This window comes from Rhodococcus qingshengii JCM 15477 (genome assembly GCF_023221595.1).
Lineage (GTDB): Bacteria > Actinomycetota > Actinomycetes > Mycobacteriales > Mycobacteriaceae > Rhodococcus_F > Rhodococcus_F qingshengii.
This window is the reverse complement of record NZ_CP096563.1, coordinates 3,027,208-3,043,085: the sequence shown is the minus strand read 5'-3', so window position 1 is coordinate 3,043,085 and position 15,878 is coordinate 3,027,208. Positions and strand designations below refer to the sequence as shown.

14 protein-coding genes are annotated in these 15,878 nt (G+C 64.0%); 1 reads left to right on the top strand and 13 read right to left on the bottom strand.

The window, feature by feature from the left end:
• The first annotated feature begins 20 nt into the window (after positions 1-20).
• Positions 21-227: a hypothetical protein gene (locus M0639_RS14065; protein ID WP_003944900.1), complete on the top strand. Its 207-nt coding sequence runs from the start codon at positions 21-23 to the stop codon at positions 225-227.
• Positions 228-284: 57 nt separating this feature from the next.
• Here the strand turns inward: M0639_RS14065 and M0639_RS14060 are convergent, their stop codons facing one another.
• The 13 genes from M0639_RS14060 to M0639_RS14000 form a co-directional block, all read right to left on the bottom strand.
• Positions 285-1,304 (bottom strand): esterase/lipase family protein, encoded by a 1,020-nt coding sequence (locus M0639_RS14060; RefSeq protein WP_042445675.1) that lies wholly within the window; start codon positions 1,302-1,304, stop codon positions 285-287.
• A 94-nt stretch (positions 1,305-1,398) separates the two neighbouring features.
• Positions 1,399-2,067, bottom strand: coding sequence for a PadR family transcriptional regulator (locus M0639_RS14055; protein ID WP_370333985.1), 669 nt, complete (start codon positions 2,065-2,067; stop codon positions 1,399-1,401).
• A gap of 172 nt (positions 2,068-2,239) precedes the next feature.
• Positions 2,240-4,258: a primosomal protein N' gene (locus M0639_RS14050; protein WP_080726519.1), complete on the bottom strand. Its 2,019-nt coding sequence runs from the start codon at positions 4,256-4,258 to the stop codon at positions 2,240-2,242.
• A 25-nt stretch (positions 4,259-4,283) separates the two neighbouring features.
• A complete protein-coding gene (gene metK, locus M0639_RS14045) occupies positions 4,284-5,498 on the bottom strand; it encodes a methionine adenosyltransferase (protein ID WP_003944827.1) in 1,215 nt (404 codons plus the stop codon).
• A 188-nt stretch (positions 5,499-5,686) separates the two neighbouring features.
• Positions 5,687-6,985: a bifunctional phosphopantothenoylcysteine decarboxylase/phosphopantothenate--cysteine ligase CoaBC gene (gene coaBC / locus M0639_RS14040; RefSeq protein ID WP_003944888.1), complete on the bottom strand. Its 1,299-nt coding sequence runs from the start codon at positions 6,983-6,985 to the stop codon at positions 5,687-5,689.
• On the bottom strand, positions 6,982-7,281 hold the full coding sequence (gene rpoZ, locus M0639_RS14035) for a DNA-directed RNA polymerase subunit omega (RefSeq protein WP_003944996.1): 300 nt from the start codon (positions 7,279-7,281) through the stop codon (positions 6,982-6,984). Before rpoZ ends, coaBC begins: the two co-directional genes overlap by 4 nt.
• A gap of 98 nt (positions 7,282-7,379) precedes the next feature.
• Positions 7,380-7,979, bottom strand: coding sequence for a guanylate kinase (gmk, locus tag M0639_RS14030; protein WP_003944801.1), 600 nt, complete (start codon positions 7,977-7,979; stop codon positions 7,380-7,382).
• A gap of 36 nt (positions 7,980-8,015) precedes the next feature.
• Positions 8,016-8,336, bottom strand: coding sequence for an integration host factor, actinobacterial type (mihF, locus tag M0639_RS14025; protein ID WP_003944825.1), 321 nt, complete (start codon positions 8,334-8,336; stop codon positions 8,016-8,018).
• A gap of 369 nt (positions 8,337-8,705) precedes the next feature.
• The gene (locus M0639_RS14020; RefSeq protein ID WP_225320370.1) at positions 8,706-9,905 is read right to left on the bottom strand and encodes a glycosyltransferase 87 family protein; all 1,200 of its coding nucleotides are present in this window, start codon (positions 9,903-9,905) and stop codon (positions 8,706-8,708) included.
• A gap of 57 nt (positions 9,906-9,962) precedes the next feature.
• Positions 9,963-10,784 (bottom strand): orotidine-5'-phosphate decarboxylase, encoded by an 822-nt coding sequence (gene pyrF / locus M0639_RS14015; RefSeq protein WP_064075330.1) that lies wholly within the window; start codon positions 10,782-10,784, stop codon positions 9,963-9,965.
• On the bottom strand, positions 10,781-14,137 hold the full coding sequence (gene carB, locus M0639_RS14010) for a carbamoyl-phosphate synthase large subunit (RefSeq protein WP_003945010.1): 3,357 nt from the start codon (positions 14,135-14,137) through the stop codon (positions 10,781-10,783). Before carB ends, pyrF begins: the two co-directional genes overlap by 4 nt.
• Complete coding sequence (gene carA, locus M0639_RS14005; protein WP_064075331.1) at positions 14,137-15,312, bottom strand: glutamine-hydrolyzing carbamoyl-phosphate synthase small subunit; 1,176 nt, start codon at positions 15,310-15,312, stop codon at positions 14,137-14,139. Before carA ends, carB begins: the two co-directional genes overlap by 1 nt.
• Positions 15,309-15,875: a PH-like domain-containing protein gene (locus tag M0639_RS14000; protein WP_003944773.1), complete on the bottom strand. Its 567-nt coding sequence runs from the start codon at positions 15,873-15,875 to the stop codon at positions 15,309-15,311. Before M0639_RS14000 ends, carA begins: the two co-directional genes overlap by 4 nt.
• Positions 15,876-15,878: the final 3 nt, after the last annotated feature.

Below are 15,878 nucleotides of genomic sequence, written 5' to 3'. Positions count from 1 at the left end.
GATCACACGGAGGAACTTAGATGGCAGGCATCGACAGTAAGTTCGACAAGGCCTACGCAGGAAAGTCCGTCGAAGAATTGGCGGACGCCCCGGTCGCGGCACTCAACGGCGTAAGCGATTCGGACGCAGAACATTTGAAGGCAGCGTTCAACATCAAGACCGTCCGCGACCTCGGAACGAACAAGTTCTTCCTGTGGGCGCAGGCCACTGCCAAGCTCGCCGAGTAAACATCCCGACCCACGTGATCTCGGTGCTCACGAGTTAGCAGCTCACGAATTTGCAGCTCACGAATTTGCGTCGATGACCACTTGCGGAATATCCGTGCCGAGCGGCACCACGCTGCACGAAGCGTGCCGCTCGGCATCGGGGTCGAGGACCGTCCGGATGACGTCGATCACGTAGGGGTCGTACGGCATGCGGAAGTGGCCGGTCAGGTTAGACGGGCACAGATCCTGGAGGACGATGTTTTCTGCACCGGCACCGCGGAGCGCGATGTTCGAGGACGGCTGGATCATCTCGTCGACAGTGGACCCGATGGTCGTGTAGCGCACTCCGGGTACGGTGTCACCGCCGGCGTTGAGGGTGTTCAACATATCCGACCCTTGCATCTGCTCGCGGACAGCTCGCGAAAAGACGTCTTCGACAAAGTCTTCTCCGCCGGGGATCGCACGGACAATGGGAACCAACCCGAACATCACCCCACCGTATGTCGGCGAAGCCAAACCGACCCAATGATCGACGTAGGCGTCGCCGCCCATCTTGTTGACGTAGTACCGCGTCACCGTCGCGCCTTGGGAATAGCCGATCACGTCGACCTTGTCCGCTCCGGTCGCGGTCAGCACCTGATCGACGAAAGAACCGAACGCGGTGGCACTACCGACTATGTCGCCGACGCCGTAGGTCTCGTGTGCGACGTCCCCGTCTTCTTCTTTGATCGCACCGCCGTAATTGAGAGCGAAGACGCAGTAGCCGTCAGCTGCCAGTGCCGGCGACAGGGCCGCCCAATCCGCGTACGCCTCGGTGTCGGTTCCGTGGGCGAGTACAACCGGTCGGGGATGCGTGGCGGAAGGCTCACAGCCGAAATCGTTCGATCCGGCAGGTGCGGATCCTGGATGAGCATGAGCGAATGCGGTGGCTACCGAACGCGACACCTGGCCTGGCCCGATGACGAGGGGAACATCCATCGCGTCGGCACTCGCAGACGGGAGCGTCGGTGCTGCAGCCGATATCGCCGGCGGTGCTCCGATCAGCAGCGCCACTGCTACCGAAAATGTCAGTCCCACAGACCGTTTGACGCCAGACATTGTTCCTGCTCCTGCTCTGATCCTACGAGGGAGCTGACCGTAACACCAGAAACTTCGAGGCGCATACCCTACCGAACAGTAGGTATCCGACGTCTCAATTGCCGCCTTCATCGGAGTCATCACCGGCAAGCACTCGGTAGAGCGATTTGCGCGCCTCGACAAGCACGTCGGCTGCGGCCTTGACCTGCGCTGGTGTGCCTACAGCAGCCACTTGACCGGCCGCGCCCATCAGCTGGCCGATCAGTTCTCGAAGGTCCTGCTCCGGCTCCCCTACGCTGAGACGAACGTCATCCCACGGCGCCCCGAGATCGGCGCGATGTTCCTCGACGTACGCGACGCCTTCTTCTGTCAGCTTGGCGGTTTTGCGGCCGGCAACCTTTTCGATGATCACCAGTCCTTCGTCCTCGAGTTGGGACAGCGCGGGATAAATGGAGCCCGGACTCGGCTTCCAGACGCCGCCGCTGCGCTCGACGATCTGCTGAATCAATTCGTAGCCGTGCATCGGCTCTTCCGCGATCAACAGCAGAATCGCAGCGCGCACATCTCCTCGACGACCTCGTCCGCCACGTCCTCGCCCGCGACCGAACTGAGCGCCCGGACCGAAGCCGGGGCCGGGTCCGCCGTCTGGACCGAAACGCCCCCGCCGATGGCCTCTGCGTGGCATGTCACCGAAGCCCGGCCGCTCGTGCGGTCGACCGCGTCGACCACCGTCTCGATCGCCGGGACCATCGCCCGACGCGCCGTCGTCCGTCGGCACCCACATCACAAATGGTGGCCGTTGCTCACGGCCGAAACCGCCGAAGAAACCGCGCCGGCCGAACATCCCCTCGTTCGGGAAACTTGCATCCATCGTCGAACCTCCATCACTATCGTTGATAGTTCGACGATATATCGTCATATCGGGTAGCGCAAGGATTCCTCCGACAACTCGAAACTCAGCCGATGCGGCGTGGGTCGATCTGAATGCGGACCGGACCCGAAGACTTCCGCGCACTGCGCGCGGCCCTCGCATGTGCCAGAGCGTCCGCAAGGCCGCGACCGTCCTTGCGTGGAACGCGGACCAGCATTCGCTCCGGCGCGACACCGCTCTCGTCCTCACCGGAATACGGAAGCCTCTCCCCCGCAGGCAATTCCACTGGTCCGAGCAGTACAGCACTTGCCGGCAGATCAGCTGAATCCACCAACTCCGCAATTGCCGCGGATCCACCGTCGATCGCAGCCATGTGAACGGCCGGAGGAAAGCCGACCTCGTCCCGCTCCTCGAATTGAGACTGTGCGTGCCCCACCGGATCCCATCGGACCAACGCCTGCACCGTCGGGATACCCGAGTCTGCGACAACCACAACTTCACCGCCTTCGGACAGCGGAATCACCATGGCAGCAGCCGACATCCAGCGTCTGAGTGTTTCCTCGGCGGCGCGAAGATCGGGCCGGCCGAGCAGTGCCCAGCCGTCGAGCAAGAGCGCGGCGCCGTAGCCGCCGGTCATCACCGGCTCCGCACCCACTGTCGAGACCACCAACGCGGGCCCATGTGGCAGTTCCTTGACCACATCACTGCCCCCGGACAGAACAACTTTCACACCGGGAAACGCCCGCCCGAGTTCTTCGGCGGTCCGGCCGGCACCGACCACCACCGCGCGCAACGCTTTCGCCCCGCACGCGTGACATCGGTAGGCGGCATCGGCAACCCCGCACCAGCGGCACGCCGGTGTCCCGGCGCCGTCGGGACCTGCCGCAGCGGGAAGAGCCAGTGGGCCGTTGCACCGACGGCACCGTGCCGGGGCACGGCACTTTCCGCAGGCCAGGGTCGGTACGTACCCCCGCCGAGGCACCTGTACCAGGACTCCGTTGCCCTCACCCAGAGCGCGCCGGGCGGCCGCGAATGCAATAGCGGGCAAACGAGCCGCTCTGGCTCCCGGATCGCGGGCCAAGGCTTGATCGCTGTCGGCAAGCGCGGTGATCTTGGGTGCGTGGGCACGAACGACGTCCCGCGTAGCGACCAGATCGTGCGCCCATCCCGAGTCGACGAGTACCTGCGCTTCTGCCGTACGGGAGAACCCACCGATCACGACGGCGCACCCGGCGACGTAGCCACGCAGGACGGCAACTTCGCGGGCATGTGGATACGGCGACCGCGGCTCGGACAAGTTGTCGTCGCCGTCGTCCCAGACGACGACAAGACCGGTCTCGGGCGTCGGCGCAAAAACAGCACTCCGTGTGCCGACGACGATCCGGGCGGTCCCGCGCAGTGCAGCGAGCCACCTCCGATATCGCATGGCCGGCCCCAGGCCCGCGGACAGACCTACCACCGCATCCGCTCCGGAGAGTTCGGTACAAGCGGCGACGACGCGGTCCAGGTCGCGTTGATCGGGCACAACCAGGATCGCGGATTTACCACTTGCCGCTACGGCCCCGGCCAGTTCGGCCAGGCGCAGTGGCCAGTTTTCACCAGGCAACGCCTGCCAGACCGCACGCGGGCTTTTCGACTCGCGAATGGCGGACAGGAAGGCGTCACCGAATCTGTAGAGATGCCAACCATTTTCGATCGGTTCAGGAGCGGACGGTGACTCGGCGGGCTCCCACGGTTCCGCCTCGACCTTCGCGTGGCGCGGCGGTACCGCCAAACGGAGAACATCGGCGCGGGTTCCGGCATAACGCTCCGCCACACGATCGACGACTTGCGCGATTTCGGCCGTCAAGACCCGCTCGGACGAGATGACGCGTTCGAGCCAGCCGAACTTCCCCTGATGGTCACTGGTCGCCTCGCGCGAGACGATGAAACCGTCCACCAGACGACCAGCGAAGCGGATGCGCACCCGGACTCCGGGCTGCGCATCCGCTTCGAGTTCACGAGGAACGAGGTAGTCGAATTCACGGTCGAGGTGAGCGAGCGGGAGCATCGGCAGCACCCGGGCGACCGGATCGACTTCTGCCGCTACTCTTTCCGCGCCCACCCGCGCCCCGTCTGTACGTCAGTGATCAGAGACCAGCTGCGCTACGCAGCTTGTCGGCGCGATCGGTGCTCTCCCACGGGAGGTCGATGTCGGTGCGACCGAAGTGACCGTATGCCGCCGTCTGCGCGTAGATCGGGCGCAGCAGGTCGAGGTCGCGGATGATCGCTCCCGGACGCAGGTCGAAGATCTCGGTGATCGCCTTCTGGATCCGTGCCGGATCGGTCTTCTCGGTGCCGAAGGTTTCGACGAAGAGTCCGACCGGAGCTGCCTTGCCGATGGCGTAGGCGACCTGAACCTCGATGCGGTCGGCCAGACCTGCGGCAACAGCGTTCTTGGCCACCCAGCGCATGGCGTAGGCAGCGCTGCGGTCGACCTTTGACGGGTCCTTGCCGGAGAACGCGCCGCCACCGTGGCGAGCCATTCCGCCGTAGGTGTCGACGATGATCTTGCGGCCGGTCAAACCTGCGTCACCCATCGGGCCACCGAGGACGAACTTGCCCGTCGGGTTCACCAGCAGACGAACATCGGAGGTGTCGAGATCGGTGAGGTTGACGTCGGTCAGCACCGAGTGAAGCACCTTCTCGCGAAGATCGGGCGTCAACAGGTTGTCGAGGTCGATGTCAGCGGCATGCTGGGTGGAGATGACCACGGTGTCGAGACGGACAGCCTTGTCACCGTCGTACTCGATGGTGACCTGGGTCTTGCCGTCCGGGCGCAGGTACGGCAGCACGCCGGACTTACGGACCTCGGTCAACCGGCGAGAGAGACGATGAGCCAGCGCGATGGGTAGCGGCATCAGTTCCGGCGTGTCGGTGGTGGCGTAGCCGAACATCAGGCCCTGGTCGCCCGCACCCTGACGGTCGATCTCGTCGTCGCTGATTCCGTCGACGCGAGCCTCGTGCGAGTGATCGACACCCTGCGCGATCTCGGGCGACTGGGCGCCGATCGCGACGTTGACGCCGCAGGAGTTACCGTCGAAGCCCTTTGCGGAGCTGTCGTAGCCGATTTCGAGGACTGTGTCGCGCACGATCTTCGGAATGTCCGCGTACGCAGTGGTCGTGACCTCACCGGCTACGTGAACCTGGCCGGTGGTGACCAGTGTCTCGACGGCCACGCGGGCGCGCGGGTCCTGGGTGAGCAGCGCGTCGAGGATCGAGTCGCTGATCGCGTCACAGATCTTGTCCGGGTGCCCCTCGGTGACGGACTCGCTGGTGAATAGCCGACTGCCGGACTTGCTCACAGATCTCCCTCTCGACGACTGAGTTCTTGACTACAGCTTATTGAAGTATCCGAATCACCGTTCGGTGACCGTTTTGTCATGCTTTGTTAGCTGGGGGCTGAGCCGACGATAACGGTTGGACCGCCTGCGCAACACCCTTGTACTCACCCGATTATCGTGGGGTAACTCTCACCACCGGGCGCGTGTCGCTACTCGGGAAAGAGCTTGACCAGGGCGTCGAGTACTCGACTGGCCATCAAAGCCTTGGATCCGTGTTCGAGAGCTGACTCCGAGCCGTCGGAACCGAGCAACCAACCGTCGTTGTGATCGACCTCGAACGCCTTGCCCTCGCCGACCGCATTGACCACGAGGAGATCGCAACCTTTGCGGGCAAGCTTGGAGCGGGCATAGGTGAGTACGTCACCATGGGCGTCACCGGTCTCAGCGGCGAATCCGACGATCACCGTTCGAGCATCCAAGTCGCCGTCACGACGCGCTTCGACGAGACCGGCGAGGATGTCGGCATTTCTGGTGAGGCTGATCGAGTCGGGTTCGTTTGCGCCCTTCTTGATCTTGCTGCCTTCGACGGTGGTGGGGCGGAAGTCCGCGACAGCCGCAGCCATGACGACTCCGTCGTGTCCCGGTGCGTGCTTTTCCACTGCCAACCGGAGATCTTCGGCCGTCTTGATGTGCACGACGTCGACAGCGGCGGGGTCGGCGAGATCAGCCGTGTACCCGGCGATCAGTGTCACGTGCGCGCCGCGTTGCGCGGCAAGACGGGCGAGCGCGTAGCCCTGCTTGCCCGAGCTGCGATTACCGAGAAAGCGCACGGGATCGAGCGGCTCGCGAGTACCGCCGGCGGTGACCAGAATGCGGCGACCCTCCAGGTCGCGCGGCAACGCGTCCGAGCGCTCGAGGAGCAACGATGCCAACCCGACGATCTCGTCGGGTTCGGGAAGTCGACCGGCTCCGGTGTCTTTCCCTGTCAAACGCCCGGAGGCAGGTTCGATCACGTGGACGCCGCGCGAACGCAGTGTCGCCACGTTCGAGACCGTTGCGGGGTGCTCCCACATCTCGGTGTGCATTGCTGGGGCGAAGACGACCGGACAGCGCGCGGTCAACAAAGTGGCCGTCAACAGGTCGTCTGCGCGACCCATGACCGCTCGCGCCATCAGATCAGCGGTTGCCGGCGCGATGACGACCAGATCGGCTTCCTGTCCGAGACGGACATGCGGAACCTGCGGGACGTCATTGAAGACGCCGGTGTGAACCGGGTTGCCGGAGAGTGCTTCGAACGTCGCGCGCCCGACGAACTCCAGAGCGGATTCGGTCGGAATCACGCGGACGTGATGACCGCTCTCGGTGAAGCTGCGGATGATCGAGCACGCCTTGTACGCGGCGATACCCCCACCGACACCGACGACAATGCGCTTACGTATCGATGTGGGCGCGTCGGACACTCCCCCGACACCCGAACGAGGTTCGGGTGCGGCAGATGTGGTGCTCACTCGCCTTCGGTGTGCTCGAGGAGATCAGCGTGGATTTCACGCAACGCGATGGACAGCGGCTTTTCCTGCAGACCGGGCTCGACCAGAGGTCCGACGTATTCGAGGATGCCGTCACCGAGCTGGTTGTAGTAGTCGTTGATCTGGCGCGCGCGCTTGGCCGAGTAGATGACCAGGGCGTACTTGGAAGAGGTGCGTTCGAGCAACTCGTCGATCGGCGGGTTGGTGATGCCGAGCGGGGTGTCGTAGGCAGGCAGAGCGCCCTGACCTGCTGCGGACGCGGCTGAAGTGCTGCTCACTCTTGTGTCTCCTGAATTAGATCTTCATTGAAGAACTAGTTTTATCGATCCGGATATCTGAGAAACGGGGTGGAAATCGGTTCCCGAAGGGTGCGGAATCAGTTCCCAACCAACAAGGATACCAACTCATCGCAAGCACGGCTTACATCCTCGTTCACGATGACCGTGTCGAACTCGTCCTGTGCGGCCAATTCCACTCGGGCCGTCTCGAGTCGGCGCGCCACGACGTCTTCCGTTTCGGTTCCACGTCCGGTCAGCCGTTGCACCAGAACGTCCCAGCTCGGTGGAGCCATGAACACCAACAGAGCCTCGGGCATCGCCTTGCGGACAGCTCGTGCTCCGGCGAGATCGACCTCGACGAGAACGGGCTTTCCAGCTTCGAGCGCTTCTTCGACCGGAGCTGCGGGGGTGCCGGAGCGCTGCAGGCCGCCGTGGATTTCCGCCCATTCGAGAAGTTCACCGGAGTCGATCATCCGTTGAAATTCTTCACGGGAGGTGAATCGGTAGTCCTTGCCGTCCACTTCACCTGGACGGGGATCGCGAGTGGTCGCCGAAACACTGAAAACGAGTTCAGGCAACCGAGTTCTCAGCTCGCGAACGACGCTGGACTTACCGACAGCCGAAGGGCCGGCCAGTACAACCAGCCGACCCCTCCGCACTGCGGTCTTGCTCTCTGACACTGTTGCGTCAGCAATCATCAGACACTGCCGCGTCAGCAATCATCACTTGTCGGCTCAGGCCTCGAAGTCGAACTTGGTGAGCAGAGCCTTGCGCTGCCGATCACCGAGGCCACGAAGGCGACGGGTCGGTGCAATCTCCAGCTCGGTCATGATCTCCTGAGCCTTGACCTTGCCCACCTTGGGCAGCGCCTCGAGCAGTGCCGAAACCTTCATCTTGCCCAAGATTTCGTTGTCTTCGGCGTCCTTGAGGACCTGCTTGAGGTCGGTGCCGCCACGCTTCAGGCGCTCCTTGAGCTCAGCCCTGGCCTTGCGGGCAGCAGCTGCCTTCTCCAAAGCAGCAGCGCGCTGCTCATCAGTCAACTGGGGAAGGGCCACGGTTCCTCCGTCTCGTCGTGTGCAAATTTTGTCTATTCCGCTGATAACCAGCAGCGATAGCGACCGTACTCACGCCTGGCGCGAATTGCTAACCCACCCCCCGCGGTCCGATGCAGATCGCGGTGGGTTATGCGCGTCGAATCGATGTCACGGATCGTCACCGTTTTCGGCTGGATCGAGACGAATTCGACGCCACACGAACGTGCGTACAGTACCGAAATAGACTGTAACACAATGTATTTCGACCCATAGCGTGCGACACCCCCGTGCGAGTGTGCGAAATCGTTACCTGCGGGAATGAACGTGGTCGCCGACACATCCAAAATTTTCGAGCATTTTCGGCGCCTATGCGCGTGTCGCGGCCCGTTTTCAGGTCTGCAGCGACGATTTCGGATCGCCGGCGTCGACCGTCTCGGGTTCGATGCGACTCACGCCGGGGGCGGCCAGAGCGAGCACTACCGCGAGGCTCGCCCAGAGCAATGAATTCTCCAGCACGAAGCCGACTACCGGGATATCCATGTCCGCGCCGACTCGAGGAAGCCGAAACAGCACTACGACAGCGGTGAGACCGATCGCGATCCAGGACCACACAGGGACCGATCGAGTGCCCTCCCCCACGCCCGACTTGATCGGAACGAGGAGTACACCCACCGCCGGCACCAACCACACGAAGTGGTGCGTCCAGGCAATGGGAGTCACGATTGCCGCCAGCAGAGCCACCACCGTGAAACCGGCGAGATCGCCCCGCAGGCGCTGAGCGCGCCGCGTCGCGACAATTCCGAGGACACCCAACACCGCACAGGCGACGAGCCACGCCGGACCCACCAGGCCCTCGGGAAGTAGCCGCAAGGCCATTCCACGCACGGACTGGTTACCGAACACGGACGGGTCACCGACGGCGACGCGCCCCGAGAGTGAGGCGATGTCGCCGAAGTAGTCGATCGTCTGGCGCGGGAGAACCGCAAAGCCCAGAGCCGTGGCGCCGAGGAAGCCGGCGAGGCCGCCCGCAACTGCTTTCCAGCGCCCGGTGATCACGTAGTAACCGATGTAGACGAGTGGCACCAGTTTGACCGCGCCGGCGATCCCCACCAGCACACCCTCGGGAATCCACCGTGGTCGAGCCAGCACGTCGATCAAGCACAGGAGAGTCAGAAACAACCCGACCTGGCCGTACCCGAGGTGATCGGAGATCGGCGATGCCGCCGTCCACAGGACCAGGAAACCCACGTAGACGACGACTGGCCGCTTACGTGTGAACGGGACTTCGCGATAGCTGAGCACGATGATCGCGGCCAGCATCAGGAGGCTGACGAAACTCCATCCCCACTGGACCGCACCCCAGGAACCCAATGCGACGGGAACGGCGACGAGCGCAGCGAAGGGCGGATACGTGAACGGCAATCTCGCGTTGAACGACTCGTCGTACAGGTTCGAGCCGTCGAGGACGGCCTGACCCGCTGTCCGGTACACGGCAAGATCGTCGCCGTGTACGCCGGTGACGGATTGGAACCCGGTGGCCAGCAGCGCGCACGCCGCGACGAGAAGTCCGATCTGCCACCAACGATTCACCGACGGACGGTACCACCGGGTTCCACCGCTCGAACGAGCCTCGAGGTCACTCACGGATCAGTTCGCCAATGCGGCTTCGATCTCGTCTCGGTCACGCATTGCTGCCTCCCGAAGTGCCGATACCGAAGGACCATGCTTGAGCACCCCGCGGGAAGTGTTCGGCAGCAGGAGCTCGGTCGATCCCGCGAAGATGTCTGCGAGATCCGCTGCCGTCGCACCCTGCGCGCCGAGTCCCGGAGCGAGAATCGGGCCGTTGAACTGCGACAGGTCCAGACCGTGGTCCCGAGTTGCACCGACCACCAGTCCGACGGTGTCACGGCCGTCGACGTTCGCATCGACCGCAGCGTCGACGATCGACTGAGCCACGCTCACACCGTCAGTCGACGACTGTTGAAGTACGCCGCCTTCCGGATTGGAGGTTCGTGCCAGGACGAAGATCCCGCGGGCGTTCTGCCGTGCCAGTTCGAGTGTCGGAGTCAGCGCCCCGAATCCCAGGTACGGCGAAACGGTGACCGAGTCGGAGGCCAACGGCGAATCACCCAACCAGGCTTGCGCGTACGCGTCCATCGTCGAACCGATGTCACCGCGCTTGGCATCCGCGACGACCAGCGTTCCCGCATCGCGAAGAACCGAGATGGTTCGCTCCAACACGGCGAAGCCGGCGCTGCCGTAAGCCTCGAAGAACGCAACCTGCGGTTTGACCAGTCCGACCTCACCGGTGAACGCCTCGACGCAGATCTCGGCGAAAGTCTCGAGACCTTCGGCCGTACGCGGCAGTCCCCACGCGTCGAGAAGCGCGGGATGCGGGTCGATACCGACGCACAGCCGCCCCCGGTCCGCGATCGCGGACCGGAGACGATGCCCCCAACTGTGACTCACGACTGCTGTGCCGGCTGACGAAGACCTGCGTGCAATTCCTGCAGGGAGTGAACTCCGATGTCGCCGCGAATGGCTGCTTCGATGCCCTGCACGGCAGCCGAGGCGCCCTGCACCGTCGTGATGCACGGGATGTTCGACGCAACCGCTGCGCTTCGGATCTCGTAGCCGTCGACACGCGGGCCGTTGTTGCCGTACGGCGTGTTGATGACCATGGCGACCTCGCCGCTGCGGATCTGGTCGACGATGGTCTCGGCACCGGCCGGAACATCTTCACCCGACTGCTTGTACACCTGCTTGCACTCGATACCGTTGCGCCGCAAAACATCTGCGGTTCCTTCGGTGGCAAGAATGGTGAATCCGAGGTCTGCCAGGCGCTTGACCGGGAAGATCAGCGAACGCTTGTCCTTGTTGGCGACCGAGACGAACACCGCGCCCGTGGTGGGCAACGAACCGTAGGCGGCAGTCTGCGACTTGGCAAAAGCCGTACCGAAGTCGAAGTCGATTCCCATGACTTCACCGGTGGACTTCATTTCCGGGCTGAGCAAGGTATCCACGCCGGTACCGTCGGCGCGGCGGAAGCGGTTGAACGGCAACACAGCTTCCTTGACCGCGATCGGTGCACCGGCCGGGGTGTTTCCGCCGTCGCCCTTCGCCGGCAGAATGCCGCTCGCACGCAGTTCCGCGATGGATTCGCCGAGCATGACGCGGGCGCATGCCTTGGCCAGCTGGACGGCCGTCGCCTTGGACACGAACGGAACCGTGCGGCTGGCGCGGGGATTTGCTTCCAGCACGTAGAGGATGTCGTCCTTGAGGGCGTACTGGACGTTGAGCAGGCCCTTGACGCCGATGCCCTTCGCGAGAGCCTCGGTGGAGCGGCGGACGTTCTCGAGATCCGCCCGGCCCAGAGTGATGGGCGGGAGCGCACACGCCGAGTCACCGGAGTGAATGCCGGCTTCCTCGATGTGCTCCATGACGCCGCCGAGGTACACCTCGGTGCCGTCACACAGAGCGTCGACGTCGATCTCGACCGCGTCTTCGAGGAAGCGGTCGACCAGGACCGGACGATCGTCGGAGATCTCCGTGGCGCGCGAGATGTAGTCGGCGAGGGAAGCCTCGTCGTAGACGATCTCCATGCCGCGACCACCGAGCACGTACGACGGACGCACCAGCACCGGGTAGCCGATACCTGCCGCGATCTCGCGGGCGCCGTCGAACGTGGTGGCGGTACCGAACTTCGGTGCAGGCAGACCGGCTTCGGTCAGTACGCGACCGAATTCGCCGCGGTCCTCCGCCAGGTCGATGGCTGCGGGGCTGGTTCCCACGATGGGGACGCCGGCAGCTTCGAGACGCTTCGCCAGTCCGAGCGGGGTCTGGCCGCCGAGCTGGACGATGACGCCGGCAACGGTGCCCGACTGCGCCTCCGCGCGGTAGACCTCGAAGACGTCCTCGAACGTCAGCGGCTCGAAGTACAGGCGATCAGCGGTGTCGTAGTCCGTGGAGACGGTCTCGGGGTTGCAGTTGACCATGACGGTCTCGTACCCGGCCTCGGACAGCGTCTGCGCCGCGTGGACACACGAGTAGTCGAACTCGATGCCCTGACCGATGCGGTTGGGGCCGGATCCGAGGATCAGAACCTTGGGTCGCTCGGTCTGCGGAGCAACTTCGGACTCGGCCTCGGGATCGAGCTCGTAGGTCGAGTAGTGGTACGGCGTCTTGGCCTCGAACTCTGCGGCGCAGGTGTCGACGGTCTTGTAGACGGGGCGCACGCCCAGCTGATCACGCAGAGCGCGAACGGCGTCCTCACCTGCGTGCGTGTCACCACCGAGTTCGGGGCGCAGAGCCGCGATCTGGCGGTCCGAGATGCCGTGGTACTTGGCCTGACGCAGGGAAGCCTCGTCGAAAGACTCTGCAGCGCGCAGCTTTTCACCGAGCTCGTGAATCTGCTGGAACTGGTCGAGGAACCACGGATCGATCTTGGTGGCGTCGAAGAGCTGCTCGACAGTTGCGCCGAGCGCGAATGCCTTCTCGATGCCGTACATGCGGCCGTCCTGCGGAACGCTCAGATCGGCGAGCAGTGCATCCAGGCTCTCCGTCTCGATGTCGGCGCCGGTCCAGTAACCCGCACGCTTGGTCTCGAGCGAACGCATGACCTTGCCGAAAGCCTCGGTGAAGTTGCGGCCGATGCTCATGGCCTCGCCCACCGACTTCATCGTGGTGGTCAGAGTTCCGTCGGCACCGGGGAACTTCTCGAAAGCGAACCGCGGAGCCTTGACGACGACGTAGTCGAGCGTCGGCTCGAAGCAAGCCGGGGTTTCCTTGGTGATGTCGTTGACGATCTCGTCGAGCGTGTAGCCGATGGCAAGCTTGGCCGCCATCTTCGCGATCGGGTAACCGGTCGCCTTCGACGCCAGAGCCGACGAGCGGGAGACACGCGGGTTCATCTCGATGACGACCAGGCGGCCGTCCTTCGGGTCCATCGCGAACTGGATGTTGCAGCCGCCGGTGTCGACGCCCACCTCACGCAGAATGTCGATGGAAAGGTCGCGCATCGCCTGGTACTCGCGGTCGGTCAGCGTCATCGCCGGGGCGACGGTGACCGAGTCTCCGGTGTGGACACCGACCGGGTCGACGTTCTCGATGGAGCAGACGATCACGACGTTGTCGCGACTGTCGCGCATGAGCTCGAGTTCGTATTCCTTCCAGCCGAGGATGGATTCCTCGATCAGGACGTTCGCCGTCGGCGACGCGGCCAGACCGCCACCGGCGATGCGGTTGAGATCGTCGACGTCGTACGCCATGCCGGAACCGAGGCCGCCCATGGTGAAGGACGGACGCACGACAACCGGGTAACCGAGTTCGGCGACCGTGGCGTGTACTTCGTCCATCGTGTAGCAAACTGCGGACTTCGCGGATTCGCCACCGACCTTGGCGACGATGTCCTTGAACTTCTGGCGATCCTCGCCGCGCTGGATGGCGTCGAAGTCGGCGCCGATCAGTTCGACGTCGTACTTCTCGAGGATGCCCTGCTCGTGCAGCGCCACTGCGGCGTTGAGCGCAGTCTGACCGCCGAGCGTCGCGAGGACGGCGTCGATCTTGTTGCCCTGCAAGGCTTCCTTGGCGATGACCTTCTCGAGGAACTCGGCCGTGATCGGCTCGACGTACGTGGCGTCGGCGAACTCGGGGTCCGTCATGATGGTGGCCGGGTTGGAGTTGACCAGGCTGACGCGCAGGCCCTCCTCCTGGAGGACGCGGCAGGCCTGGGTGCCCGAGTAGTCGAACTCGCAGGCCTGACCGATGACGATCGGACCGGAGCCGATTACCAGGATGTGCTTGAGATCTGTACGGCGTGGCATTAGTTCTTGACTCCGGTTTCTTTCCGTGCGGAGAGCAGGCTGGTGAAGCGGTCGAAGAGGTACGCGGCGTCGTGCGGGCCGGCTGCCGCCTCGGGGTGGTACTGCACCGAGAAGGCCGAATCGTCCAGCAGGCGAACACCTTCGACGGCTCCGTCGTTGGCGCAGGTGTGGCTGACCACCGCGCGGCCGAACGGGGTGTCGAATTCCTGACCGGCTTCGCCTTCGAGCGCGAAGCCGTGGTTCTGAGCGGTGATCGCGATGCGACCGGTCTGATGCTCGATCACCGGGATGTTGATTCCGCGGTGGCCGAACTTCATCTTGTAGGTGCTCAGGCCCAGGGCGCGGCCCAGGATCTGGTTACCGAAGCAGATACCGAACAGTGGCAAGCCCTGTCCGATGACCTCTTTCGTGAGGTGGACTGCGCCGTCGGCGGTGGCTGGGTCACCGGGACCGTTGGAGAGGAACACTCCGTCGGCCTTCAGGTCGAGGATCTGTTCGAGACTCGCGTTGGACGGCAACACGTGGACGCGGATACCGCGCTCGGCGAACATGCGCGGGGTGTTGGTCTTGATACCGAGGTCGATGGCGGCAACCGTGTACAGCGCCTCCCCGCCCTTCGGCTCGACGACGTAGCCGCTGGTGGTGCTGACCTCACCGGCAAGATCGGCGCCGAGCATGGTCGGCTGATCCTGAACCCGTCGGACCAGTTCGTCATCGGCGGCGATGGCTTCACCGGAAAAAATTCCGGCCTTCATCGAACCGCGAGTACGCAGGTGGCGAACCAGGGCACGAGTGTCGATCCCGGCGATTCCGACGATGCCCTGCTCTTCGAGCTTGGCCTGCAGCGAACCAGTTGCACGCCAGCTCGAGGTGACGCGCGAGGGGTCACGAACGACGTACCCGGCAACCCAGATCTTCGCGCCGGCACGCTCGCCGGTCGGTCCGACCGACTCGTCGTCTTCGTCGTTCCAGCCGGTGTTGCCGATCTGCGGCGCGGTGGAGACCACGATCTGGCGGTGGTAGCTGGGATCGGTGAGCGTTTCCTGGTAGCCGGTCATGCCGGTGCTGAACACCGCTTCGCCCAGGGTCTGTCCAACCGCACCGAAGGTGGTTCCGCGGAACACCCGTCCGTCTTCGAGGACCAGTACTGCGGGGCTGTTGCCAAAGCCGCTCATGCGTTCTTTCCGTTCTGCTCGATGTCGCCAGAGCTTGCGTCTTCGTTGTCATTCGTCTTATTCGAAGCGGTCTTGTTCGAAGCAGTCACCGGCTTGACCCAGTCCGGATAAACCGTCTTGTCGTCACCGCGCACGCCCGTGTCGATCTCGGTTCCGCTCGGCAATTCCCAGCGAATCACCAGGACGCCGTCCTTGCTCATGACCTTGCCGGCAAGACCGTTCTCCGTGCGGATCGCGCGGATCGACTTCTCCGGAATCCAGATGGCCGACGCGCCGTCACGCTCGACCAGAATTCCGCCGCTGTAGCGGCTGATCTCGCAGGTGGCGCGGAAACCGAGGTCGCCGACGGCGATACGGTCCTGCCAACTGGGTGCGATGGTGCTGCCGACGTACAGGCCGGTGGTCGGCAGGACGAGCAGTTCACCCAGGGTTGCCGGGACCGTCGGCAGTTCGCCGATCTTGTCTTTCTGGCGTCGAGCGCGTCCACGCCAGCCGACGTACATCAGGCCGATCATCGCGACCCAGAAGATCGCCAGACCGATGATCCACAGTGCTCTGTCCATGAC